We start from the raw sequence: 23,335 nt of genomic DNA, 5'->3' as shown, positions 1-23,335 counted from the left end.
CAAAAAATATAAATTTAAAATCAAACGATTATAAAATAAAACGATGATCATCATTATTATGATCGGATGAGGATTTTGATGGAATCATTCCTGTCATTCCCGCGGAAGTAGGCGGGAATCTCCCACTGAAACCGTGCGCAGTCATCGGCTGATTCCCGCCTGCGCGGGAATGACGTAGATCTAACTAGCCTTTCCCGCCTGCGCGGGAATGACGTAGACCTGACTAGCCTTTCCCGCGCATTACTCCTGCGGGGTCTTCTCTGCTTTGCCCGCCAACATGGTCAGGAAATCATAACGGCGGCGCAGATCGATTTCGGCCTCTTCGTAGAGCAGCGCGGTCTCTTCCGGCATCTGACTGTTCAGGCGGCGGAAACGCTGCTCGTGCAGCAGGGTTTCGCTCAGGCTGCTTGACGGCGGACGGGAATCCGTCATCAGCGCCGGTTTGCCTTCCTCGGTACGACGCGGATCGAAACGATAGAGCGGCCAGAAACCGGTGGCGGTCAGCTGACGCATCTGATCGTGGCTGAAGGCCAGATCGTAGCCGTGCTCTTCACACGGGCTATAGGCGATGATCAGCGACGGGCCCGGCCAGGCTTCCGCTTCCTGAATGGCCTTCACCGTTTGGTTCAACTGCGCGCCCAGCGATATCTGCGCCACATAAACGTGGCCGTACATCATGACGTTAATGCCGAGATCCTTACGCGCTTTACGCTTGCCCTTTTCGCCAAACTTGGTCACGGCGCCCAGCGGCGTCGCTTTGGATTGTTGGCCGCCGGTGTTGGAATAACACTGGGTATCCAATACCAGCACGTTGACGTTTTCACTCAGGCTCATGACATGATCCAGGCCGCCGTAGCCGATATCGTAAGCCCAGCCGTCGCCGCCAATCAGCCAGATGGATTTATCCACCAGATGATCGGCTTCGGCGGATAAGGCTTTGGCCTGCTCGTTGTTGAGGTCGGCCAGGATCATCCGCAGTTGCTCAATCTGTTGACGGCGCAGTTCCGGAGCGATTGACTCTTCCTGCAACGCCGCGACTAAATCATCCGGCAGCTGCGGCGCAAGCTCATGCAGCAAACGCACGGCGCGCTGGCGGTGCTGGTCGACGCTCAGGCGGAAGCCCAGACCGAACTCGGCGTTATCTTCGAACAGGGAGTTCGCCCAGGCCGGTCCGCGGCCGTTGGCATCGGTGGTCCACGGCGTGGTGGGCAGGTTGCCGCCGTAAATGGACGAACAACCGGTGGCGTTGGCGACCAGCAGCCGATCGCCGTACAGCTGCGTCAGCAGTTTGATGTACGGGGTTTCGCCGCAGCCGGAGCAGGCGCCGGAGTATTCGAACAGCGGGGTAATTAGCTGCGAGGTGCGGATATCGATGCGTTCCAGCTTGGCGCGATCCATTTCCGGCAGCGCCATAAAGAAGTCGAAGTTCTCTTTTTCAACTTCCAGATTATCCAGCCGGGATTCCATATTGATGGCTTTGATTTGCGGATTCTGGCGATCTTTCGCCGGGCAGACTTCCACGCACAGGTTACAGCCGGTGCAGTCTTCCGGCGCCACCTGCAAGACATACTTCTGGCCGCGCATATCGCGGGCTTTTACGTCCAGCGATTGCAACGATGACGGCGCGCTTTCCATTGACTCGGCCGGTACCACTTTAGCGCGGATAGCCGAGTGCGGACAGGCGGCGACGCAGTGGTTGCACTGGGTGCACAGTTGCGGCTGCCACAGCGGGATCGCCTCGGCGATATTGCGTTTTTCCCACTTGGTGGTGCCGGTCGGCCAGGTGCCGTCGGGCGGCAGCGCCGAAACCGGCAGCGTATCGCCCAACCCGGCCAGCATGGCGGCGGTAACGGTTTTGACGAAGTCGGGCGCGGCGTCGGAAACCACCGGCGGACGCAGCGGGCTGTCTGGATTGACCGCTTCCAGCGGTACGGCTTCCAGGGCTTCCAGCGTGGCGCTCAAGGCGCGCCAGTTGCGTTCAACCAGCTCCTGGCCTTTACTGCCGTAGCTGGTGGCGATCGCCGAACGCAGTTTTTCCACCGCGACATCGCCCGGCAGGATCTGCGACAGATGGAAAAACGCCATCTGCATCACGGTATTGATGCGCGCGCCCAACTGACATTCGCGGGCGATTTTCGCGGCGTTAATGCAGTACACCTTGGCCTGACGCTGGTTCAGGCCGGCCTGAACTTCCTGCGGCAGCCGATGCCATAAATCGTCGCTGGCATAAGGCGAGTTAATCAGAAATACGCCGCCGGGTTTCAGGCGCTCCACCATGCTGTACTTATCGATAAACTGCCACTGGTGACAGGCGACAAAATCCGCCTGATCGATCAGATAAGCCGAGTGGATGGGGTGAGGGCCGACGCGCATATGGGAGACGGTCAGGCTGCCGGCCTTTTTAGAGTCGTAGACGAAATAACCCTGCACAAACATCGGGGTGGTATTACCGACGATTTTAATCGAGTTTTTGGCGGCCGAGACCGTGCCGTCGCTGCCCAGTCCATAGAACAGGGCTTGCAGAGACGCGCCGGTCGGCAGATGTTCGGCGGGCAGCGGCAGCGATAGATTGGTTACGTCATCATAGATGCCGACCGTAAAGCGCGGGCGCGGGTTGGCAAGCGCTAACTCATTAAAGATGGCCTGCACGCACTGCGGCGTGAATTCTTTGGATGACAGGCCGTAACGTCCGCCGATAATCCGCGGCATGGACGCACGTTCCCCCGCGGAGAACGCCTCGGCCAGCGAGGTCATCACATCCAGACACAGCGGCTCGGCAACCGCGCCCGGCTCTTTGGTGCGATCCAGCACGGCGATGCTTTTCGCCGTTTGCGGCACCGCCGACAGCAGATGTTTGGCGGAGAACGGGCGATACAGGCGCACTTTAACCACGCCGACTTTTTCACCGCGCGTCAGCAGGGTGTCGATCACTTCTTCACAGGTGCCGACGCCGGAACCCATCAGGACGATAACGCGGGTGGCTTCGGGATGACCATAATACTCAAACGGACGGTACTGACGGCCAGTGACGCCGGCAAACTTATCCATCGCCTGTTCAACATGCTGACAGGCGGCGTTATACCAGGGGTTGGTCGCTTCCCGCGCCTGGAAGAAGGTATCCGGGTTAGAGGCGGTGCCGCGGATCACCGGACGTTCGGGGGTAAGCGCTCGCTCACGGTGAGCGTCAATGGCCTGTTGAGGCAGCAGCTGACGCAGGGTATCGTCGCTCAGCGGTTCAATCTTGTTGATTTCATGCGAGGTGCGAAAGCCGTCGAAGAAATGGATAAACGGCAGCCGGCTGTTCAGGCTGGCTATCTGCGCGATCAGCGCGAAATCCTGCGCTTCCTGGACGTTGCTGGCGCACAGCATGGCGCAGCCGGTCTGACGCACGGCCATAACGTCGGAGTGATCGCAGAAAATGGACAACGAATGCGTCGCCACGGTACGCGCCGCCACGTGCAGGACGAAAGGCGTCAGCTCGCCGGCCAGTTTATACAAGGTGGGGATCATCAACAGCAGCCCCTGCGACGAGGTAAAGCTCGTCGCCAGAGAGCCGGTTTGCAGCGCGCCATGAACGGTGGCTATCGCGCCGCCTTCAGACTGCATTTCAACCACGCGCGGCGTATCGCCCCAAATATTTTTGTCGCCGTCGCTCGACCAGGCCGCGGCCTGCTCCGCCATGGTCGAACTTGGCGTTATAGGATAAATGGCGATGACCTCATTGGTCCGCCAGGCGACAGAGGCGACTGCGTTGTTAGCGTCGGTGGTGATCATGACTTAGCCTTTTTGCTCACTGAATGAAACTCGATGTTATCCGGGGGGATTATCGCATTTCGAAGATTGAAGACGATGGCTCTATTTATGCGGAGTTGTTTCAAACTATTTTTAATAATCCCATTTATTATACTCCTTCTATGGCATAAATGCCGCTACCTGAGATTTTCATTGATGGCAGGGAGCGGTTTCAGCTAAACGACGGACATCCGCTGTCGATTATCTGGCGTGCGGCTTGCGGGTTCTGACGCATCTCATGGCGAAAGTTGTTAACAAAATTGCGCAGTACCGGTGAATGCGCCGCGGATTCATGGCCGATGATCAACCCGATATCCCATCTCATACCGGTACCCGACAAGGGAATGCATATCATGCCGTCACGCAGCAGCGGGCGGGCCAGCCCCTCGACGAAGACAAACACGCCTTTGTTCAACGTCACCAAATCATAGGCGACGTGCAGATCGTGGCTAATGCGGGCATGAATGTTTGGGGAGATGCCGGCCCGGTGCAGGTGCTGCATGAACGTCTCCTGTAGCCGGAAGGTCTCATCCAACATAATCAGGGAGACGTCGACCATGTCGGTCAGGCGGATGGGGCGCGTTTTGGCCTGTCGCGCCAGATGGTGTTCCTCATTGCTGACCAGCACCAGCCGCTCTTGCTTGATACTGGTGTAGCGCAGGCGCGGGTTATTGCCGGGCGGCCTGACGGTGATCGCCATATCCAGCGTGCCGTTATCCACGCGCGCTTCGCACTCGATATCGGCGTGTTCGGACAATTCACAGTCCGCATCTTCATAGGAAGCCAGAAACTCCATCACCCGTTGCACCCCCAGACTCTGTAACGTGCCGGGAGAATAGCCCAGACGGTAGCGCGGATGCTCGCGTTGTTGTCTGGCGCGCATATCATTTTCCAGTTCGGCGATACTGTTGATGGCGGCCAGGGCTTTGGCATAGAGAACATCGCCCATCGCTGTCGGAGACATGCCACGGGAATTACGCCGAAACAAGGTGACGCCCAGTTCGGTTTCCAGATTGAGGATTTGCCTGCTCAGCGCCTGCTGGGTAATAAATAATTTTTGTGCGGAACGGGTCAGGCAACGATCCTCATACACCTGAACAAAATATTTCAGTGTGCCGATATCCATGCGCCGTCGCTTCCATCATCAAAGATCGTACAAGGATTGGCGCACAGTGTAACCAGCCCTTTTACGCCAGAACATGACAGCTATCATAGGAATAAAAAACACGTATTGATAAAAGGGATATTGCGCACAGTTTTGCTGTGCGCAAGGGGACGACAACGAGGATCGCCAGGTTATGACGACGGCGGCCTGACGTTATTGCAGCGGGATGGTGACGCCCAACTGCAATATCGACATATCCACATCATTTTTGGCGAACAGCGAGACTTGCAGGCGGCCGGAAACGGAAAACGAGCCGAAGTTGTAGCCGACCAGCGGGCCGAGCGCGGCATATTCGGTACGTTTCCCCTGGGTGTGGAGCCCCGGAATACCGGCGACTTTCTGTCCTTTTATCTGATCATTGCTGATTTGCCGGGTATAGTTGCCAATCACGCCCAGCGTCCAGTTATCCATCGTTTTGGCGACGGTCGCATCCAGATAATAGAGGTGTCCGGTTTGATACTCGGTGGTTTTGTTGCGGGTATTAATATTGAAGATGTTATTCAGCGTGAACGCCCAGTCATCCCGCAGGTAGGTGAAGGCGAGATTGGGCTGAAAAATATAAAAATTATTGGCGGTGGAGTTGCCCAGCATGACGTTCCTGTCGGCGGTTTCGCTGTATTGATATTCAAACTTGCCGTTTTTCAGGCTGATCCCCGCGCCAAACCCCATGAACAGGCCGCCGCCCAGATCCCACGACAACATCAGCGGCGTGAGCGTGGTGTTGAGTAACCCATCATAGTTATCCGTGCTTGTCGACATACCGTTATCGGTTTTGACGCGAATCGAGCGATATGGCTGGGTGATGCTGAGCCCGTAACGGGCGCCCATCACTTCCCAACCCGGCACCCACAGCAGCGAGGCCGCAGAGCTGTTAACCTTGAGCTTGACGCTGCCGCCGGGCGTTTGGGCCTTATCGCCGTTTTCATCCCGCAGGTAGCCGGTTTCATAAGAGCTGGCAAACGAAAAATAGAGCCCGTCCGGCGGCAGCATACCGGCCGCGTTTCCGGTGGTGGCGCCCGGTTGCAACGGCGTGACGTTTTCCACGCCATAAACCGCGGGCGCCGCCATTACGGCTGCCGTCAGCAGCGTGACGCTAATCCATTGATTGATATTATTCATTATTCCCCCAGTGCATGTGATGCACGATGGGGAGCCCTGACTCCCCATCACAGCGTGCGGGAGTTATTTCAGCGCGCGGATATAGGCGGCGGCGTTGGCGCCGGACAACCGGCCTGAGGTGACCGAGAAAGAGTAAGCGGATCCCGACGCCCACAGCGTGTAGGTTCTGCCATAGAGCCCGCCCGCATCAAGACCGGTGGCGTAGAGTCCTTTGATAACGTTATCCTGCTTATCCGTTACCTCCATCGCCGGCGTGATGCGAACCCCGCCGATAGTGGCAAAATAGTGAGGTTGGACTTTCAGGGCGTAATAGGTCGGGCCGGTAACCGGTATGATGGTGGCCGGATCTCTGACAAAATTCTCATCCACATTCTTTTCTTTGATCTGGTTATAGCGGGTGACGGAGGCTGCCAGCCGTTTGGGATCGACGGCGATCTTTTTAGCCAGTTCATTCAGCGAGCCGGCCATGACCACTTTGTCGCTGCCTGCGCTGATGGCATCGTTGATCTCTTTTTTTACGTTGGTGAGTTTCTTCATGACCGGAATAATGACCCCCATTCCGGTTCTGGCTCCCTGTTCTTCGACATATTTCACCGTATTGTCGTCAAAAATGGACCAGACGAAGCTGTCACGCTGCGCTTCAATCGCATTACCGGCAATAACAAAACTTTGCACGACCGTTTCATCAATAAAGCGATCGCCATATTTGTTGACCCACAGATTGGGTTCCCAGGCCATCCCTTGCAGATCGCCCACCAGCGGAATGCCTTTATCCGTCAGCGCGGGGTGCATCATCAGCCCGAAGTCGGTGGTATCCGCGCCGACGCTCATCGCCATATCAATACCGTCGCCGGTTTTGTTCAGGAAGGCGAAGGGTTGGACTTTTTCCGGATCGAAGGGAGTCCAGGCTTTGACTTTTTCTTTGCTGTCCTGGAATCCCCCCGTCGCCAGAATGACCGCTTTCGCCGTGATGGTGATTTTGTTGCCATCGGCATCTTGCGCTTCCACGCCCTTGATGGCGCCATCCTGATAGATCAGTTTTTTCCCTGGTGTTTTATACATAACCGTCACGCCCAGCTCGTTGGCCCGCTCCACCATACGTTTGATGAGCGCCGCGCCATGATGGGCGTTGCCGTAATCTTCCACGATATGCCACACCCGCGGTTCATGCGGGGATATCTGGGTCACGTAGAAACTGACCCCGTGCTTTTCCAGCCAGCGGATCGTGGCGTTGGATTCCTTCAGATACAGCCTCACCAGCGCGGGATTAACCCGGTAAGACTGATTAAACTCCATGGAGGTCCGGTAAGCCTCTTCCGGGGTCATGGTTATTGAGTTTTTACGGGTTTGATCGGTCTGGACGCCGAACAGCCCTTCGGCAAAGTTGGAACTGCCGCCGGCGAACGCCTGTTTTTCCAGCGCAATGACTTTCAATCCGGATTCCGCCGCCGACACCGCGGCGGATACGCCCGCGCCGCCGAATCCGACGACAACGACGTCGGTTTCTATTTTGCGCTCTTGCGCGGCAGCGTTTTGTGCGTAGCTAAGGGAGAGGCTAAAGATGAAAAGAAAGCAACCGATAGCGCTATTTTTTCTTAATCTGCTCATGGTGTTGTCTTCCTGTTATTGTAGGGTGGATACTTAATCCCCGTGCTGTTTCCTGGTTATATCGTCTGCCTGTTGTATGATCAGAATGAATCCTGACGCGGTCTGATAAATAGCCTGGAGGTTTTCAGGCTGTTATACCGTCCTCTTGCATCGGTACGGCCGTCGGGTGGCAACAACGGTTGGTTTTACTATAAGCATCTGAGATATATTGGAAAAACACTCTTTATTTGTGGTTGCCACAACCTGGGGTTGTGGCGTGCCGGGGCTGGGCAGGCAGTCCGGTTTTTGTAAATGGTCGGTTGGCGGCAGCGGGAAAGGCGCCGTTAATCCAGGAGCCAAATAATGGCGAATGAAATAAAAGATAAGCTGGTTTCCGTGTTGGCATCGCTAAAGGAACAGGGCATGACCCCGGAACAGGCTTTCGAACATATCCTGCAGGCATGGGGCGGGTCGGCGACGGAGATTTCCCACATTACCGTGATCACACCCTGTTTGATTGCCGATGTGCTTCATTCGGTGTATCAGGACAATATCTCAGCCCGGCAAATCGCCCTGATCTTGCAACAGATGGGTTACGATCGGCAGGCCATCGCCGGTACGCTGCGCGGGCTTTTCCCTGAGCTTGCCCGCGCGGGCGGCGGGGCCGGGGGAGCCTGATGATGACGCCTATCCTGAAGTCGGCCGATTTTCCCCTTCAAGCGAGCGAATGACGTTATAAGCCCGCTCTTCGCCGCTATTCATTGGTTACCACTCATACCCTGATTGCCGGAATTGATGCTGAAAACAGCGTCAGCGTTAAACCCAAATACGGTAGTGCGCTTCAGACGAGGTATCCATGTATCGCAGAATCAGCGCAGAGGATTATCAAAAAATATTTGTGGTCGGCGATATTCACGGTTGCTATCAGTCATTGCTGGATGTGCTGGCCGCCCGGAAATTCAATCGTCAAACCGACCTGTTGATCTCGGTCGGCGATCTGATTGACCGTGGCCCCGATAGCCCGGCCTGCCTGTCGCTGTTGGATCAGCCCTGGTTTACCGCCGTGTGCGGCAATCATGAACAGATGGCGCGGGAAGCGCTGAATGAAGATAACGGCTGGCTTTGGGCGCGCAACGGCGGAACCTGGTATGCCAAACTGGCTGATGCCGATAAACGGCTGGCGAGCCGCCGCATAGCCCAAACGGCAGACCTGCCGCTGGTTATTGAGGCGAATATCGGCGGCCGCCGCTATGTGATTGCCCATGCCGACTACCCCGCCGACGACTATGCCTTCGGCCAAGCCGTCGATGAGGATGAGCTGGTCTGGGGGCGCAACCGTATCACGCGGGCGATGGCGGGTGAGGGAAACCGCATCTCCGGGGCTTATCTGTTTATCTTCGGCCACACGCCGCTTTACAAACCCCTGATATTTTTCAACCAACTCTACATTGATACGGGAGCCGTGTTCGGCGGCCGGCTAACGCTGATTCAACTGCGCTGACCCACGGTAATATCAGGCGGCCAGGCGTTGCAGTAATGACTGAATCCACTGTTGGGCTTCCGAACGGCTGTTTCTACGGTGGCTGTAAATTTTCACCCGATAGGACGGAACGTCAAAAGGAAGCGGAGAGAGACGCAACGGAAGGGTTTTGCTGAAAAGCATAGCCACGTGATAAGGCAGGGTCATCAACATGGATGATTGGGCGATGATAAACGGCGCGCTCATCATTGACGGGGTTTTCAGCACAATGTGGCGTTTTTTATTGATCTTATCCAGCGAATAATCCACTACGCCGCGTGCTTCATTCCAGGGCGTGACCACAAGATGACGCGCTTGCAGATAATCGTTGAGGGTTAAGGCGCCGTTGGGCAGATAATCAGACGGAGATATCACGACATAGTGGTCTTCTATCCAGTCGATTTCCTCGATTTCCTTATTTTCCAACGGCGTTGTTTCGCTGAATCCCAGCGCAAAGTCTATTTTGCCCGCTAATAAATCGTTAATTGCCACTTTCTGCGGTGAATAGATCAGATTGAATTTAATATTCGGCGCAAGCTTTTCCATCTGCGCCATGAGGGAAGGAAAAACCGAGAAAGCCGTGTAATCGGTGATGGAAAACGTAAAGCTTTCCGTACTTCTGGCGGGATTAAAACGAGGACGTCGCGCCAGACCATGAGTCAGCAGCGTCAAACTGCCGGCGATAGGCGCAGCTATTTCATCTGCCAGCACGGTGGGCTGCATCGTATTGCCTACACGAAAAAATAGCTCATCTGAGAAAGTGCTGCGTAGCCGAATCAATGCGTGGCTGACGGCCGAGGCGCTCATTGCCAGCGCTTTTGCCGATTCGGTAACGGAGCGGTGCTGATAGATACTGTTAAATATAACCAGTAAATTCAGATCGATGCGGCGTAAGTCAAGATGCATGTTATTCATCAAGCCCTGAGTACAATGCAGTTCATACAGTATTTACAATAAAGTAGCATGGCAAGCATTCCTCTTCATCACAACCCATGGAAAAGAAATGAAAATAGATATTTATCCCGCTCAGAAGCCTGATGCCGGCGTTATTTTAGATCTGATTATTGAACTGGCGGACTATGAAAAAGCCAGGCACGAAGTGGTGGCTTCTCTTCAGGATATTGAACAATCGTTATTTGGCGAGGATGCCGGCGCGGAGGCGCTTATTTGCAGTATCGACGGTCAGCCGGCCGGTTATGCCGTTTTCTTTACGAGCTATTCCACCTGGCTGGGGAAAAACGGTATTTATCTGGAAGATTTGTACATCGGGCAGAAATTCCGTCACTGCGGCGCCGGTAAAGCGCTGCTCGCACATCTTGCCGAAATCGCCCGGCAAAGAAAATGCGGCCGCCTGGAATGGAGCGTACTTGACTGGAATCAGCCGGCGATCGATTTCTATAAAAGCATTGGGGCATTGCCGCAGGACGAGTGGATCCGCTATCGGCTGGATGAAAACGGCATCAAACAGCTGGCATCAGCAAAATAATCACGTTCCCACCCGGCCTCCCCCTTGTCAGGGTGAGGAGCTAACGCATTAAAAATATAGGGTTTTCTCCCTCCCTTGCGAAGGGGAGGGTTGGGGTGGGGTTGGATCCAGAAGGTTTATCAGCTACGCCGCTATTATTTGGTTGAGGCCGCCAGCGTTGTGCCCGCCAGGATAAAAATGCCGCCGGTTGAACGGTTAAACAGTTTTATGCGGCGCGGATTTGCAAACAGCGCGGACAGCCGGCGGCCGGTGCAGGCATAGATAAACATCATGCTGCAATCAATCACCAGCCAGGTCGCGGCCAGTATCACGAACTGCAAAAGGTGCGGGGCGGCGGTATCAATAAAGTGCGGGAACAGCGCGGCGAAGAATAATAAATCTTTCGGATTGCTGATCCCCACCAGATAGCCTTTACGGAACAGAGACAACCAGCCCGTCGACGGCGCATCCTGAGCGCCTTGCTCCGTCTGATTCATCGCCGATGAACGCCACGATGTAATGCCCAGCCAGATTAAGTAGATCGCGCCAACGATTTTTAAAGCGATAAACGCGGTGGTCGAGGCCGCCAGAATTGCGCCCAATCCCAGCGCCGAGCAGGCCATCAGCGTTAGCGCCGCAATGGCGCCGCCCAGCACGGTCGCGGTGGCGCGGGTATGCCCGTAGCGCAGTCCGTGGGACATACAAAGTAAAGCCGAAGGGCCAGGAATCGCGATTAAGGCGCTGATAATACCGGTATAAGCGAGCCAAAGACTAAAACTCATGGTTGCTCCTGAGGTGTAGATATCAATCGGCGTATATTCGCATAGATAACGCGATGCTGCACCGTGGTTATTGTCCGTGTTCTTTTCTTACCCAGGAAATATTGCCGGCCGGGTAACCACCTCTGCGGGCTGGCGTTGCAGGATAATCTCGCCGTGGCGGATCGACCAGAGCACGTCCTCTTGACGGCGGATCGCTTCATAATCGTTTTCGCCGGACAATACGATCAGATTGGCGGGCTTGCCGACCTCAATGCCGTAACGCGCATCAATACCCAGCGCTTTGGCGCTGTTGTCGGTGATCAGGCTCAGCGCCGTGGAAATGTCCTGATAGCCCATCATCTGGCAGATATGCAGCCCCGCATCCAACACCCGCAGCAGCTTACCATTGCCGAGGGAATACCAGGGATCGAATATCGAATCCTGTGCCAGACAGACATTCATCCCAGCCGCCAGCAGTTCCTTCACCCGCGTCACGCCGCGGCGTTTGGGGAAGGTATCGAAACGTCCTTGCAGGTGGATGCTCTCCGTAGGGCAGGAGACGAAGCTGATGCCGGACTTTTTCAGCAGACGGAATAGCTTGGAGCAGTAGGCGTTGTCGTAGGAGTGCATGGCGGTGGTGTGGCTGGCGGTGACGCGGTGTCCCATGTCGTTGAATAGCGCCTCGGCCGCCAGCACTTCCAGAAAACGCGAATTGGGATCATCGATTTCATCGCAGTGCACATCCACCAGGCGATCGTATTTTTTCGCCAGAGCGATAACCTGCTTCATGGAAGCCTCGCCCAACTCCCGGGTGTACTCGAAATGCGGGATGCCGCCCACCACGTCGACGCCGATTTCCAGCGCTTCTTCCATCAGCCGCAGGCCGTTGGGATAAGAGAGAAGTCCCTCCTGGGGAAAGGCCACCACCTGGAGTTCCACCTGACCTTTCAACTCCTCGCGCAGCTCGCACAGCACCTTGGTTGCCGTCAGCGTTGGATCGGTGGTATCGACATGGGTGCGGATCGCCTGCACGCCGTTCTCCATCAGCAGTTGAATGGTTTTCCGGGCGCGGGTGCGAATATCGTCGGGCGTGAGCAGCGGCTTGCGTTCGGCCCAGCGCTCAATGCCTTCGAACAGGGTGCCGCTCTGGTTCCAGTTGGGCTCCCCGGCCGTAAGCGCCGCATCGAGATGAATATGAGGTTCGACGAAAGGCGCGCAGGCGAGGTTGCCCTGTACGTCGATCTCATCCGCCGCGGCATGCTGTATGGCGGTTTGCGGCACGATCGCGGTGAATATTCCGTCGCGGATTTCCAGCGTGAACAGTTCCGGACGATGGCGCAGGCGGGCGTTGACGATTCTCATTAGTATTCTCCTTGTCGTGACGGAAAGATTGCGGGTCGGAAGGCCGTCAGCCATCGGACTCGTGAGGATCGAGCTGATGGGTGTGCAACAGTATGCGCTCGATCAACAGGGCGTTGTGCAGGTTGAGCCGGTGCAGCGGATCCAGCAGCGCGCGGCCCGTCATTTTCTCCAGCGCCGCCAGCCGGTATCGAAGGGTATTGCGGTGAATACCCAGCGCGCGGGCGGCTTCAACATGGCGGCCGTGGCTGTTGAGATAGCTCGCCAGCGTCGCCTTGAGATCCTGGGCTTCGCGGCTGCGGTTGAAACACAGCGGCCCCAGGGTCTGACTGCAAAAATCGCGCAGCAGACGTTTGTCCTGGACGGCGGCGAACAGGCGGGCGACGCCCAGTTCCCGATAATACACCGGTTCGAATAACTGCTGGTGGATTTCAGCGAAGGTGGCCGCTTCCCGCGCCTGTTGTACGCTATCCGCCAGCCTGCTGAGGCCCTTGCACTCGCCGCCGATGCCGACCGTCAACGGCAAATCGGGGAGCGCCTGACGCAGGGGCGACAACAATTGGGCGATATCCTCGTTATCGGGCGCGGCGCTCCAGATTAACTGCCAGTCATCCAACTGACGCAACACCGGAAACGGATTGCCGCGCAGCGACAGGCGTTCGGCCAGATAGCTATCCAGATGCGTCTGCCAGTTTTCGCATTGCTGGCGATCGCCCCCTTGAGTCAGGCGGATCACGACGCCGGTCAGCGGTTGTTCGGGTTCAATATTCAACTCTCTGGCGCGCAGATGGATCAACTCCGGCGCTTCGGCAATGCCGGCGATGATCCGCCCAAGAAACAGGCGGCGAGAGTGGCCGAGCAGATTATCCTGCACGATGGCGTTACTGATGATTTCGGTGACGCTGACCATCTTCAAATCGTAGGGCTGTTCCAGCAGCGCGAAGCCATACTGGTTGGCCAGCCTTATCACGGCTTCCGGGATACGGCGAATATAGGGTTGCCCGGTCAGGATCACCATGCCTGCCACCTGGCGGGAACGGCCTTCCTCAATCAGTTGGCAGAGGTTGGCGCTATCGCGCTGGTGGTTGATACCGGTGATAAACACCAGCTCGCCGCCTTCCACCCAGGGGCGGATGGTGTCGTTCTCCGCGACATAGGGCCAGCGAACTACCCGGTTGGCGCCCTGAAAACCCGCCCGGAAACGGATGCTTTCCAGTCCGGGCAGGTGGGGGATGTCGGCACAGGTGATCGGCATGGAGGATCCTTGTCAGACTAACGCGGCTTAGGATGAGGTTTCGGTAGAAACGGCGGCGCCCGTGGTCAGACGAATCAGCACGCCATAGACCGCCACGGCGACCAGAATGCCGACCAGCGGGGCAATCCAGGGCGAAACATAGGCCACTGCCGAGGCGATGGCGTAGGCTGCCAGCCCCCGAACGTTGAACGCGGGTAGGGCGGTGGTTTCCAGGCTCGGGTACTGACCTTTATAGCGTAGCCAGAAATCCGCCATGATCACGCCGCCGATGGGCGGAATAAAGGTGCCGAGCAGGATCAGATAAGGGATCAGCATGTCATACATGCCGCCGATGGCAAGCAGCGTTCCGATGGCGGCGCCCGCCAGGGTCATCCATTTGCGATTGGGCGTGCGTAGCAGGTTGCATCCCGCCACGGCGAAGTTGTAGATGGTGTTGTCCTGGGTGGTCCAGATATTGACGATCAGCATTAGCACCGCCAGGGTAACCAGACCCTGGGCCAGCATCACATCGACGATATCGGCCTGCTGGTAGACCAGCGCGCCGAAGGCGCCGGTGAAGACCATCAGACCGTTGCCGATAAAGAACGCCAGCAGCGTGGACCATATCGCAACCGGCCCGGATTTGGCGAATCGGCTCCAGTTGGTGGACTGGGTGCCGCCGCTGACGAAGGTGCCGAACACCACGGTGATGCCGGTCGCCAGAGACATTGGGTCGCTGGGCGTCATTGATGCCAATTGGCTCCATGACCCCATATCCTCACCGCTCTTGATAAAGCTGATGACAATGAAGATCAACATGGCCGGCACGGCGAAGCGCGATAACCATTCAAGGCCGTGGTAGCCGATATAGGCGGTGACGCAGAAGGCGAAGCCGAACACCATCATCAGCGGAATTTCCCAACTCGGCGGCAGACCGAGGATTTTGATCAGCACGATGGCGATGGTGGCCACGCCCCAGGAATACCAGCCGATCTGGGTGAACCCGAGGAGCGAGTCCGCCAGTTTGCAGCCCCATTCGCCGAAACAGAAGCGCCCCATCAGCAGAGTGTTAAGACCGCTGCGGTAGGCGATATAGGCCAGGATGGCGGAGTAGGCGCCGAGCAACAGGTTGCCGATCAGCACCACCCAGAGCAATTCACGGAAGGTAAAACCGCTGGCCAGCTTTCCTCCGGCGAACATCGTGGCGGTAAACAGGGTAAAACTGACCAGCACCAGCGAGGTGGACAGCAGCCCTTTGCGTGCGGAAAGGGGAACCGCCGAAAGCGGGTAGTCCGTTGGAACTTCATTGCGCATGGGGATCTCCTGTGGAAACGGTGTCTTAGGGCCGCCTGCGGTTGCGCCGGACCGGCCGTTATCGGCGAACGCGATCCCCCCATTAACGCCGGTACGGATCGGGCAGCCTGGCCAGAGAAAGCAAACGGCGTACCAGACAGCCGCGTTGGGCCGCCGTTTGCGGAAGTATTCTGCATTATTGTGCGTAGCGCCGCCGATTGAACGGGGTGGGATTGTGCAATATGCACATATTTCGGGCGCGGATATGATCTGCCTGTCTGCGCCGTTTTCCCGGCAACGACGGCGGATTGTCGCCCGCAGGGCAGACTACCCGGCGCTGTGCACTATGATGATGCGCGGTTCCGCCGAAAATCATTAAGGCGCGCGTTTTTGATATGCAGAGAATGCCGACATATCAAACATAACCGCATGATAAAATGCATATCAATTCAGCCTTCATCGCTAGATTCTAAGTAAGAGCCTACAGCATCACGCCAGCAGCGCGGGCGTCTCTGTCGAGGCTTTCAGCCAGCCTGTAGCTGTCAAGTTCAGCGGCGATGTCGAGATAATGTATTTTTTTCCGGATCGCTACCTTCATCAGCGTATCGGCTGTGCGCATAAAAGGGCCCACGCAGTTTAGAAGTATCGCCACATCGGCAAGCGCCTCATCAATACTGGCTGACTCACTCAGAGAAAAGGAACGGTAAGGCAGATTCAGCTCTGAGGCCAGTGCGGCCAGTTTTGCATCGTTGCGCCCGGCGAGTATCAGCGGCACTCCTAAGATCATCGCCTGGGTGACGATCATGCGACCGGTATAGCCAGTCGCGCCATAAATCATTAATTTTTTCATGGTTCAGTGCTGCCAGCTCTTGTAGACAAATTCCAGGCTATAGCCGTCGGGATCCCTGACCTGCGCCGCGTAGTAGCGTGGGTCATAATGAAATTGCGCGCCTGGTGGATGAATTTCTGTCGCGCCAGCCGCCAGGGCTTCGGCATGGGCCTGGTTAACCCTCTCTTCCGATTCGGCAACGAAACCTACGTGCACGGCATCGGCTGAAACCGTTCCTTGCCTGAGCCAGAAGAATATCCGACCGTTCGCGCCAAAGCCTTTCAGATCGGGATGGCCCGCAGGACCGTCTTTGCCGTCATAGTCATGGCGGCTGGTGATCCCAAGAATGGGGAGTACTCTTTCATAAAAGGCGGATGGAGCGGTCAGTATTGCTTACCGAAAGAAATAGATGATCCAGCATGGTTCTCTCCTGATTTCAGATGATGTAGCCGCCCGAAACTTCAATTGTCTGGGCATTAATCCAGCCGCCGTCGGCGGTGAGCAGTGAAGCAATGACACCAGCGACTTCTTCGGGTTCGCCGACCCGTCCAAGAGCCGTCTGCGAAGCGAGCAAATTTTCGAATTCGGCATTTAAACCGCCGCCAAGTTCAGTGCGAATCGGGCCTGGCGACACGGCGTTGACTCGGATACCTCGCTCCCCGAACTCTTTCGCCATATAGCGAGTCAATACTTCAAGCCCGCCCTTGAAGGTCGCAATGGTGCCGCCCAGCACGGTCGCGGTGGCGCGGGTATGCCCGTAGCGCAGTCCGTGGAACATGCAAAGCAAAGCCGACGGGCCCGGTATCGCGATTCATGCGCTGATAATACCGGTATAAGCGAGCCAAAGACTAAAACTCATGGGTGCTCCTGAGGTTCAAAATCACGGTATGGGTTGCAGATATCAATCGGCGTATATTCGGATAGATAATGAGCTTGTCCAACGCGATGATGCGTTGCGACGATCGGCCGTATTTTTCTCTTATTCAGAGAAGATCGCCGGCCGGGTAACCACCTCTGCGGGCTGACGTTGCAGGATGATCTCGGCGTGGCGGATCTGGTCCAGCTAATCTATAAATGTCCCAGCAGGCTCTCATGGAATGGGGTCTAAATTGAAAAGCTAATGATATTAAAGTATCCCTCGACTTTTATATTACTGTGATTTAACAGATATGTGCTGTTTAATTCGTCAGCACTGACGTTTTCTATTTTAGAAAATCCTAGTTCTTTTATTCTTTCAACCATGTCAATCGTATCAGCTGTAAAAACAATAGGCTCACCTAGGTTATTTAATAATTCAAATCTAGAGGTGAGGATTTCTCTATATTTAGCGGGTATCCTATCTATTGGAATATAATAATCAAACGCCATATAGCTGCCGTTGGCAGCGATTTTTTTTATTTTCTTCAAAAGCGTATAAAAATTATTTTCTTGTAAATATATTGAAACGCCAAGCATAATGATGCCAACCGGCTCAGAAAAATCAACACCAGCCATTTCTAAATGATTAAATAGATCATTGCTCTCTATGTCGTGATTAATTATTTTTATAGGCTTTTTATTTTCTTTGTCTAAAATTAATTTCTTTTTTAATGCATCCTCACCACAATCAACTTCAAAGAAAGTCAGGTCTTTGTGTTCATCGCTCAAGGAAAATGAAATAGTGTCTAATCCTCCCCCAAGGAAAATGATTTGCCTTACTCTATCCCTGTTTTTTTTAATTAAATTCATAGAATACATGCTTCTTGAGATTAAACTTCCTCGCAATATTCTTGACATTATGTCATCATTTTCCGTGGCTTCCTTCAACGAGGCTACTCCATCGTTAATACATTCCAATAATTTCATAGTATATTTGTCATTCATGACGACCGGCTTGTCAATAATTTCATGGACAGCTCGTTGAATCATCACTTTGTAGCTGGTTTGGTTACATTCAATATCAAGTTTCATAAAAACTACGTCCTATTAATGAATTCCAAAATTACATTTCAAATTAAAGTATTTTGCCTATTATTAAGTCGTCACTGATGTAATTATTTCTTTCTCTACTATTTGAGTTAACCGTGGGTATCCACCATCACCGATGACGACAGGCTACTGTCGATAATGGCGCATCAGGCAGAGAAATGAAAAAGGCCGCAAGGCCGGATGCAGCAACATTGAACCCTTTATTGTAATTGTAGACCCTCCGGTCTTAAGTGCCACCATCAATAAGGATCTGCGGCCGTTTTCCAGTTGTAATAGCTGGATTCCGACACACCGTTTTCTCGGCACACATCCTTTACATGTCGACCACCTTCAACTTCTTTAGAACCCGCAGGATCTGAGTTTCAGTGAAACTCGCTTTCTTCATGATGAACCTCGTTTGGTTGTGTTTTAACCAGAGAACACCATTAAGCGGTAAGATTAAATTCAGGGGAGACTACACATTCATTACTTCATAAACCGCCACTGCAACGGCAAACATGACAAGTCCTTTCCCTGCCTGAGAAAACCAGAGCATATAGTTCGACGCGCTAAAGGAGAAATCACAATATTGCACAGCATCCAGCAGACGTAAAAAAGCCCGCGGGGCTTGTGCCATGCGCTGGGGGAGTCTGAATTTTCATCATAACCTTATGATAAATAATTTATAATTTCGAATTCAGACTTTATTTGTAGGCCTAAACGTGAGCCTACGAATAAGAGCAACGCTGTTATATGATGGTAATCGATCATTTTGTCAGCAAGTCCCCGAGCCATGCCCTTTGTGTATATTTATTGTTCGCTTAATTTGGAATGATGCAATAAAAAGATTTTATGAAAAACTGTTCACCCTCTTCACCAGACGGTTTTATTTTAATAATCAATATATTAATGGGTGGTAAGTTAATCATCACCCTATAGCGAGATTTAGGGTATGTATAGCTATTCGCTATACAGGGGGCTGTTATGAGAACAGAAGCGAAAGAGACACCAATCAACATTCGGGCGAAATCATCACAGCGGGAACTGATAGATGTTGCCGCGAAGCTGCTTTCAAAATCATGTACTGATTTTATCCTTGAAGCGGCATGTCGTGAGGCGGAAAAGGTGCTATTGGATCAACGCTTGTTTCTGGTTGATAAATCACAATTTGATGCGTTTATTACTGCATTAGAAAAACCCGTCGCAACGAATGAGCGGTTACAGGCGTTATTAGACAGGAAATCACCGTGGGAATAACGGCACCTGAATTATTATTACCTCAGCATGCCGTTGTTGATTTCCGAAGTTCAGAGCCAACACTGGACGAATGGCTGAAGCGTAAAGCATTCAAGAATCAAACCATTAGTGCATCACGAATCTTTGTTGTGTGTGAATCGGGTGGAAATCAGGTTGTTGGCTTTTACGCGCTGGCAACGGGAAGCGTACAGCGTCAATCTGTATCGGGTGCTTTACGGCGTAACATGCCTGATCCGCTTCCCGTATTAGTATTGGGGCGTCTGGCGGTGGATGAACGCTATCACCGTCGGGGGATTGGTGCGCGGCTGTTGAAAGATGCGGTCTTACGTTCTCAGCTGGTTGCTGAACAGGTGGGAACGAAAGCGCTATTAGTTCATGCGCTGTCTGAGGAGGCAAAGGCTTTTTATCTGCACTGGGGCTTTACGCCCTCGGAAATCCAGCCTAGCACGTTGCTTCTACCGCTCTGGTAACTCTATGTTTCAATAGTAAAAAACTGACCGGAGCCGGTTGTATCGTTGCTGGCGTCTACTTCGCCGACTCACACTTCGTGGGGGCAGGTCACAGCATCACGTGAAACATCATTAGAAGCTCAGTTAGATAGACTACTCTACAACGGTCAAGTATCTAAACCGATCGGTATTACGTGTTATCACTGGCTTTTTGTTTTGGGGCGGCTGTTTTTCCGCTGATGTGAGTGTTGCCTAAACGACGACTCAGGGCGCTTTGGGTGATCCCGAGCAGTTTGGCGGCGGCGCTCTGGTTGTTATTGGTGCGAATGAGCGCCTCATGGATCAGTTGCTGCGTGATTTCTCTAATGGTGGGCAAGCTCGCCGGAAAGGCAATCCGTTCACTTTGGGGCATCTGTTGGGTCTGTTCCAGCACCTTAAAAAAAGGCGCGAGGGCCAGTTCTTGGCCGTTACTGATCCCAACTGCGGTAAAGGTTAACGACTTTAATTCGGCAATATTCCCGGGGAAGGCGTACCCCTCTAATCGGCTTGCTAGATCATGGGGCAGGGCGAGGTAATCCCGGCCCAGCTCTTGGCAGGCCATCTCATTAAAATGTTGTAATAACAGGCCGATATCGGCGGCTCGTTCCCTAAGCGGCGGCAGTTTGATCCGTTGTGGTTGCAAGCAGTAGAGCAATCCGTGGGAAAAAGCCTTTTGTTCGAGTTGTTCCAGCGGCACCGTCGAGCTAAACAGTAATCGGCACTTAAGGGCGGTTTCCCGCAATGAACCCTGTGGAAAATAGCGTTTGCGCTGGCACAGTTGAGTGAGCATTCTTTGGGTTTCCGCGCCCGACAACGCTAAATTATCGAGCAGCAAAAAGCCTGAGCCCGCCATATCGAGTAAGCCCGCTTGATTGGCAATCCCAAACAGTTTTTGCTCCAATATCTGCGGGGATACATCGGCCAGTGACAGCGCTAACAATGGCAATTCCGGGCAAACCAGTTGTTGCAGCGCCTCAGCAAACAGGTGCTTACCCGTGCCGATTTCCCCTTCGATTAAAATGGGCTCGCGGCTATCGTGCAGAGTGGCGGCGAAGTTGAAGCAGTCGTGCATTTTGATGTCTGTGGTAAGGATTTGATCGAATGCTCTCAGGTTCATGCGGTTAAAGAAACCCTCTTTAATTTGATGGTAACGCCGTTCTAGCCCGATCATCTCCATGGCGCGTCGGACACATAGCAGCAAGTGGTCGGTCGAACTGGTTTTGGTAATAAAATCGTAGGCGCCTTGCTTCATACACTCTACCGCGATTGCGGTTTCATCGAGTCCCGTCAATATGATCACTCGAACATAGGGGGCGTGCTCGCGAATATCCCCAAGCAATTGCCGACCGTCGAGGGCTGGCATGTTGAGATCGAGTAACACTAGCGCGATATCCAAGTCGTTGATCAACTGCAGAGCCTGACGGCTGTTTTCGCAGGTGTAGGTCTTGGCCTCTGGAATATGCCGATTGAGCAACATATCGATGGTGCGTAGCCAGCGGGTTTCATCATCGACGACGAGAATATTGCGGCTAAGTTTCATTGCTCATTCCTAACAGGATCTTCATTTCGGTGCCGATATTGGGCTGCGAATGGATAAGCCATTGGGCTCCGTGTTCAACAAGAATTTTATTGGTGGTCGAGAGCCCAAGTCCGGTGCCGCCTTGCTCGCGGCGGGTGGTGAAGAAGGGTTCGCGAATACGTGCCTGTATGTGAGGCTGCATACCGCAACCATTATCGATGACCTTAAGGTATACCTGGCCCTCTTCGACCCCGGTTTCAATCGTCAGCAGCGGATTGGTTTTGTCCATCGCCAGACAGGCATTTTGGATCAGATTGATAAGCACCAGCTGGAGTTGCAGTTCGTCCCCCTTAATAGCGGGAAGTTTAGGATGGAGTGAGAGCTGCAACTGCAAACGTTTGACACTGTTATGGGTTAATCGCAGCGCGGTTTCAACAATGTGGTTTAGCTCGACAGGCTTAACATTGTTGAGGCCGTAGCGGGAGAAGTGCTTGAGATCGTGAATAATACAGCCGATGCGCTCGGCCGATTCCTGCACCGATTGGCTGGTATAATTAAGCTCCTCAAACCCCTGTTGCAGCGCCCGCGGTTGCGTGTCCGCCAACGGCAGCGCACGTTGCAGATCGTCGATAATATCCTGCATCAGACTCATAGATTGATTGATAAGTCCTACGGGATTATTAATTTCATGGGCTATGCCGGTGGTCAACTCCCCAAGGGAAGCGAGGCGGCTGGACAACTCGCTCGCCTGTTTTAATTCAAATGGTTCGGTGTAGTCTTCGATAAATAAGGCGAGCATATTACTTGAGATCAGATACAAGTTAAGTTTCCAGCGTTTATTGTCGAGGGAAAACTCTATTAATTGCGAATCTTCACCGTTAAATCCTGACTGGATAAGCTGCGTTAGCGCCACCTTTGGATACGCCTGTTTGAGCCTCTCTGGCTCTAACATCCGTTGATATTTACCGTTTTGCCAAATTATCTGCTGGTGTTGATCCAGGAGGATAACGCCGCAGGGCAGGCCATCTAATACCGAGTGGAATTGGGCCGATACTCGGCTAATTTCCGCCTCGGCTTTTTGCCGTTGGCTGAGTTCCCGTTTAAGCGATTTGGTTTTTTGCCTGAGCACCAGGCTGATATAGAGGGTGATCAACATGCCAATGCTGGAGACGATGGCGGCTAATAACGCGCCTTGAAACAAATTGTTACGCACTTGTCCCAGTTCGATTTTTTCCTTGCCGAATCCGACCCATTTATCAATCAGGTCATCGAAATAACCGCCGTGGTAATTCTGCTCCAGAACGTCACTCACGGCTTTGGAAAAAGCAGGATCCTTATCGGACATAACCAAATAAAACTGACTAAAAAATAATGGATTACTCGCCGTTTTGGTCATCGGGAACAGTTGCAACAGGCGGCGGGCACAGTAGAATTCGGCCAGCACAAAGTCCACTTCACCGGCTGATAATAGCTCAAATCCCTGCTCATTGGTGACCACGGGCACGAGGATAAAATCCTGCGGATTGGCCTTAAGATACATATCCACCGAGGAGGCTTGTTTAATGGCCACGCGCTTTTTACGCAGCGCCGCCCAAGAGTCCGCCTGGCCTTCGGTGCGCCGATTATAGGCGCTGATATAGGTGGGCAATAACGGCAGCAACGGTAGCGCGGTACTGAGAGCGAACGTCTCTCCCGCAGGCAAATCAATCACGGCTAATTGGCGCGTCTTTTGGGTCACGGAATACAGGGTTTGCTCTAGGGTTTGCCGGTTGATGATTAAATCGTATTGCAATTTTTGGGCAATTTGACGGGCTAATTCAATATTGAAGCCTGTCTCTTCACCGGCCTCATTTTGCCACTCAAAGGGCGGGGTATTGCTATGGACATTGAACGTTAGATCCTGCTGCGCCAATCCTTGAGTCGAGATCAGACTCAGCGCCAATATCATTCCCCGTAAATACTGCCAATAGCTCACTGAATACACACCTTCTTAATATCTTC

At 53.7% G+C, this 23,335-nt stretch carries 18 protein-coding genes and 3 pseudogenes; 5 read left to right on the top strand and 16 right to left on the bottom strand.

The annotated features are described in order from the left end of the window. Positions 1 to 240: 240 nt before the first annotated feature. The 4 genes from nifJ to ACN28R_RS14775 all read right to left on the bottom strand — a co-directional run bounded on the left by nifJ (position 241) and on the right by ACN28R_RS14775 (position 7,684). A complete protein-coding gene (gene nifJ, locus ACN28R_RS14790; protein ID WP_095834804.1) occupies positions 241 to 3,774 on the bottom strand; it encodes a pyruvate:ferredoxin (flavodoxin) oxidoreductase in 3,534 nt (1,177 codons plus the stop codon). Between the two features lie 190 nt (positions 3,775 to 3,964). Beyond that, a complete protein-coding gene (locus ACN28R_RS14785; RefSeq protein ID WP_095834803.1) occupies positions 3,965 to 4,918 on the bottom strand; it encodes a LysR family transcriptional regulator in 954 nt (317 codons plus the stop codon). 192 nt (positions 4,919 to 5,110) lie between these two features. Next, the gene (locus ACN28R_RS14780) at positions 5,111 to 6,076 is read right to left on the bottom strand and encodes a SphA family protein (RefSeq protein WP_183096823.1); all 966 of its coding nucleotides are present in this window, start codon (positions 6,074 to 6,076) and stop codon (positions 5,111 to 5,113) included. Between the two features lie 63 nt (positions 6,077 to 6,139). Further along, positions 6,140 to 7,684, bottom strand: a complete 1,545-nt coding sequence (locus ACN28R_RS14775) for an FAD-dependent oxidoreductase (protein WP_095834801.1) — start codon at positions 7,682 to 7,684, stop codon at positions 6,140 to 6,142. Positions 7,685 to 8,026: 342 nt separating this feature from the next. Here ACN28R_RS14775 and ACN28R_RS14770 point away from each other — a divergent pair, with 342 nt between their 5' ends. Continuing rightward, positions 8,027 to 8,341, top strand: a complete 315-nt coding sequence (locus ACN28R_RS14770) for a hypothetical protein (protein ID WP_053085503.1) — start codon at positions 8,027 to 8,029, stop codon at positions 8,339 to 8,341. A 178-nt stretch (positions 8,342 to 8,519) separates the two neighbouring features. Then, positions 8,520 to 9,164, top strand: a complete 645-nt coding sequence (locus ACN28R_RS14765; RefSeq protein WP_095834800.1) for a metallophosphoesterase — start codon at positions 8,520 to 8,522, stop codon at positions 9,162 to 9,164. Between the two features lie 12 nt (positions 9,165 to 9,176). Here the strand turns inward: ACN28R_RS14765 and ACN28R_RS14760 are convergent, their stop codons facing one another. Next, positions 9,177 to 10,097 (bottom strand): LysR family transcriptional regulator, encoded by a 921-nt coding sequence (locus ACN28R_RS14760; protein ID WP_048636129.1) that lies wholly within the window; start codon positions 10,095 to 10,097, stop codon positions 9,177 to 9,179. An 88-nt stretch (positions 10,098 to 10,185) separates the two neighbouring features. Between ACN28R_RS14760 and ACN28R_RS14755 the strand changes: the two genes are divergently transcribed. Then, a complete protein-coding gene (locus ACN28R_RS14755) occupies positions 10,186 to 10,668 on the top strand; it encodes a GNAT family N-acetyltransferase (RefSeq protein WP_095834799.1) in 483 nt (160 codons plus the stop codon). Between the two features lie 134 nt (positions 10,669 to 10,802). Here ACN28R_RS14755 and ACN28R_RS14750 read toward each other — a convergent pair whose 3' ends face one another. The 9 genes and pseudogenes from ACN28R_RS14750 to ACN28R_RS14710 all read right to left on the bottom strand — a co-directional run. Beyond that, positions 10,803 to 11,429, bottom strand: a complete 627-nt coding sequence (locus ACN28R_RS14750; protein ID WP_095834798.1) for a LysE family translocator — start codon at positions 11,427 to 11,429, stop codon at positions 10,803 to 10,805. 87 nt (positions 11,430 to 11,516) lie between these two features. Then, positions 11,517 to 12,770 carry a cytosine deaminase gene (gene codA / locus ACN28R_RS14745; RefSeq protein ID WP_095834797.1) on the bottom strand — a complete coding sequence of 418 codons (1,254 nt, stop codon included), beginning with the start codon at positions 12,768 to 12,770 and terminating at the stop codon, positions 11,517 to 11,519. A 46-nt stretch (positions 12,771 to 12,816) separates the two neighbouring features. Continuing rightward, complete coding sequence (locus tag ACN28R_RS14740; RefSeq protein ID WP_048636125.1) at positions 12,817 to 14,022, bottom strand: PucR family transcriptional regulator; 1,206 nt, start codon at positions 14,020 to 14,022, stop codon at positions 12,817 to 12,819. A gap of 27 nt (positions 14,023 to 14,049) precedes the next feature. Next, a complete protein-coding gene (gene codB / locus ACN28R_RS14735; RefSeq protein WP_095834796.1) occupies positions 14,050 to 15,315 on the bottom strand; it encodes a cytosine permease in 1,266 nt (421 codons plus the stop codon). A gap of 460 nt (positions 15,316 to 15,775) precedes the next feature. Further along, entirely contained in the window at positions 15,776 to 16,144 is a 369-nt protein-coding gene (locus ACN28R_RS14730) for a saccharopine dehydrogenase NADP-binding domain-containing protein (RefSeq protein ID WP_095834794.1), read from the bottom strand. 3 nt (positions 16,145 to 16,147) lie between these two features. Then, positions 16,148 to 16,544, bottom strand: a pseudogene (locus ACN28R_RS14725) (VOC family protein). A 15-nt stretch (positions 16,545 to 16,559) separates the two neighbouring features. Then, positions 16,560 to 16,847, bottom strand: a pseudogene (locus tag ACN28R_RS14720) (SDR family NAD(P)-dependent oxidoreductase); the annotation flags it as partial. Positions 16,848 to 17,227: 380 nt separating this feature from the next. Beyond that, entirely contained in the window at positions 17,228 to 18,073 is an 846-nt protein-coding gene (locus tag ACN28R_RS14715) for a class I SAM-dependent methyltransferase (RefSeq protein ID WP_095834793.1), read from the bottom strand. A 275-nt stretch (positions 18,074 to 18,348) separates the two neighbouring features. Then, a pseudogene (locus tag ACN28R_RS14710) lies at positions 18,349 to 18,476 on the bottom strand (transposase); the annotation flags it as partial. 578 nt (positions 18,477 to 19,054) lie between these two features. Here ACN28R_RS14710 and ACN28R_RS14705 point away from each other — a divergent pair. After that, on the top strand, positions 19,055 to 19,327 hold the full coding sequence (locus ACN28R_RS14705; protein ID WP_095834792.1) for a type II toxin-antitoxin system TacA family antitoxin: 273 nt from the start codon (positions 19,055 to 19,057) through the stop codon (positions 19,325 to 19,327). Further along, positions 19,318 to 19,797 (top strand): GNAT family N-acetyltransferase, encoded by a 480-nt coding sequence (locus tag ACN28R_RS14700; RefSeq protein WP_095834791.1) that lies wholly within the window; start codon positions 19,318 to 19,320, stop codon positions 19,795 to 19,797. The genes ACN28R_RS14705 and ACN28R_RS14700 overlap by 10 nt, the downstream gene beginning before the upstream one ends. A gap of 169 nt (positions 19,798 to 19,966) precedes the next feature. Here ACN28R_RS14700 and ACN28R_RS14695 read toward each other — a convergent pair whose 3' ends face one another. Both ACN28R_RS14695 and ACN28R_RS14690 read right to left on the bottom strand, forming a co-directional pair. After that, positions 19,967 to 21,355, bottom strand: a complete 1,389-nt coding sequence (locus tag ACN28R_RS14695; protein WP_095834790.1) for a sigma-54-dependent transcriptional regulator — start codon at positions 21,353 to 21,355, stop codon at positions 19,967 to 19,969. Further along, positions 21,345 to 23,309: an ATP-binding protein gene (locus ACN28R_RS14690; protein WP_048636108.1), complete on the bottom strand. Its 1,965-nt coding sequence runs from the start codon at positions 23,307 to 23,309 to the stop codon at positions 21,345 to 21,347. The genes ACN28R_RS14695 and ACN28R_RS14690 overlap by 11 nt, the downstream gene beginning before the upstream one ends. Positions 23,310 to 23,335: the final 26 nt, after the last annotated feature.

The sequence above is a fragment of the Brenneria goodwinii genome, assembly GCF_002291445.1.
In the GTDB taxonomy this organism is placed as follows: domain Bacteria; phylum Pseudomonadota; class Gammaproteobacteria; order Enterobacterales; family Enterobacteriaceae; genus Brenneria; species Brenneria goodwinii.
Note: the sequence above shows the minus strand (reverse complement) of the source record. Positions and strands in the feature narration are given on the sequence as shown.

What these genes read in the sequence shown, in the direction of transcription:
- nifJ (WP_095834804.1), bottom strand. Translation starts at nt 3,774, where the DNA reads ATGATCACCACCGACGCTAACAACGCAGTCGCCTCTGTCGCCTGGCGG.
- ACN28R_RS14785 (WP_095834803.1), bottom strand. Translation starts at nt 4,918, where the DNA reads ATGGATATCGGCACACTGAAATATTTTGTTCAGGTGTATGAGGATCGT.
- ACN28R_RS14780 (WP_183096823.1), bottom strand. Translation starts at nt 6,076, where the DNA reads ATGAATAATATCAATCAATGGATTAGCGTCACGCTGCTGACGGCAGCC.
- ACN28R_RS14775 (WP_095834801.1), bottom strand. Translation starts at nt 7,684, where the DNA reads ATGAGCAGATTAAGAAAAAATAGCGCTATCGGTTGCTTTCTTTTCATC.
- ACN28R_RS14770 (WP_053085503.1), top strand. Translation starts at nt 8,027, where the DNA reads ATGGCGAATGAAATAAAAGATAAGCTGGTTTCCGTGTTGGCATCGCTA.
- ACN28R_RS14765 (WP_095834800.1), top strand. Translation starts at nt 8,520, where the DNA reads ATGTATCGCAGAATCAGCGCAGAGGATTATCAAAAAATATTTGTGGTC.
- ACN28R_RS14760 (WP_048636129.1), bottom strand. Translation starts at nt 10,097, where the DNA reads ATGAATAACATGCATCTTGACTTACGCCGCATCGATCTGAATTTACTG.
- ACN28R_RS14755 (WP_095834799.1), top strand. Translation starts at nt 10,186, where the DNA reads ATGAAAATAGATATTTATCCCGCTCAGAAGCCTGATGCCGGCGTTATT.
- ACN28R_RS14750 (WP_095834798.1), bottom strand. Translation starts at nt 11,429, where the DNA reads ATGAGTTTTAGTCTTTGGCTCGCTTATACCGGTATTATCAGCGCCTTA.
- codA (WP_095834797.1), bottom strand. Translation starts at nt 12,770, where the DNA reads ATGAGAATCGTCAACGCCCGCCTGCGCCATCGTCCGGAACTGTTCACG.
- ACN28R_RS14740 (WP_048636125.1), bottom strand. Translation starts at nt 14,022, where the DNA reads ATGCCGATCACCTGTGCCGACATCCCCCACCTGCCCGGACTGGAAAGC.
- codB (WP_095834796.1), bottom strand. Translation starts at nt 15,315, where the DNA reads ATGCGCAATGAAGTTCCAACGGACTACCCGCTTTCGGCGGTTCCCCTT.
- ACN28R_RS14730 (WP_095834794.1), bottom strand. Translation starts at nt 16,144, where the DNA reads ATGAAAAAATTAATGATTTATGGCGCGACTGGCTATACCGGTCGCATG.
- ACN28R_RS14715 (WP_095834793.1), bottom strand. Translation starts at nt 18,073, where the DNA reads ATGAAACTTGATATTGAATGTAACCAAACCAGCTACAAAGTGATGATT.
- ACN28R_RS14705 (WP_095834792.1), top strand. Translation starts at nt 19,055, where the DNA reads ATGAGAACAGAAGCGAAAGAGACACCAATCAACATTCGGGCGAAATCA.
- ACN28R_RS14695 (WP_095834790.1), bottom strand. Translation starts at nt 21,355, where the DNA reads ATGAAACTTAGCCGCAATATTCTCGTCGTCGATGATGAAACCCGCTGG.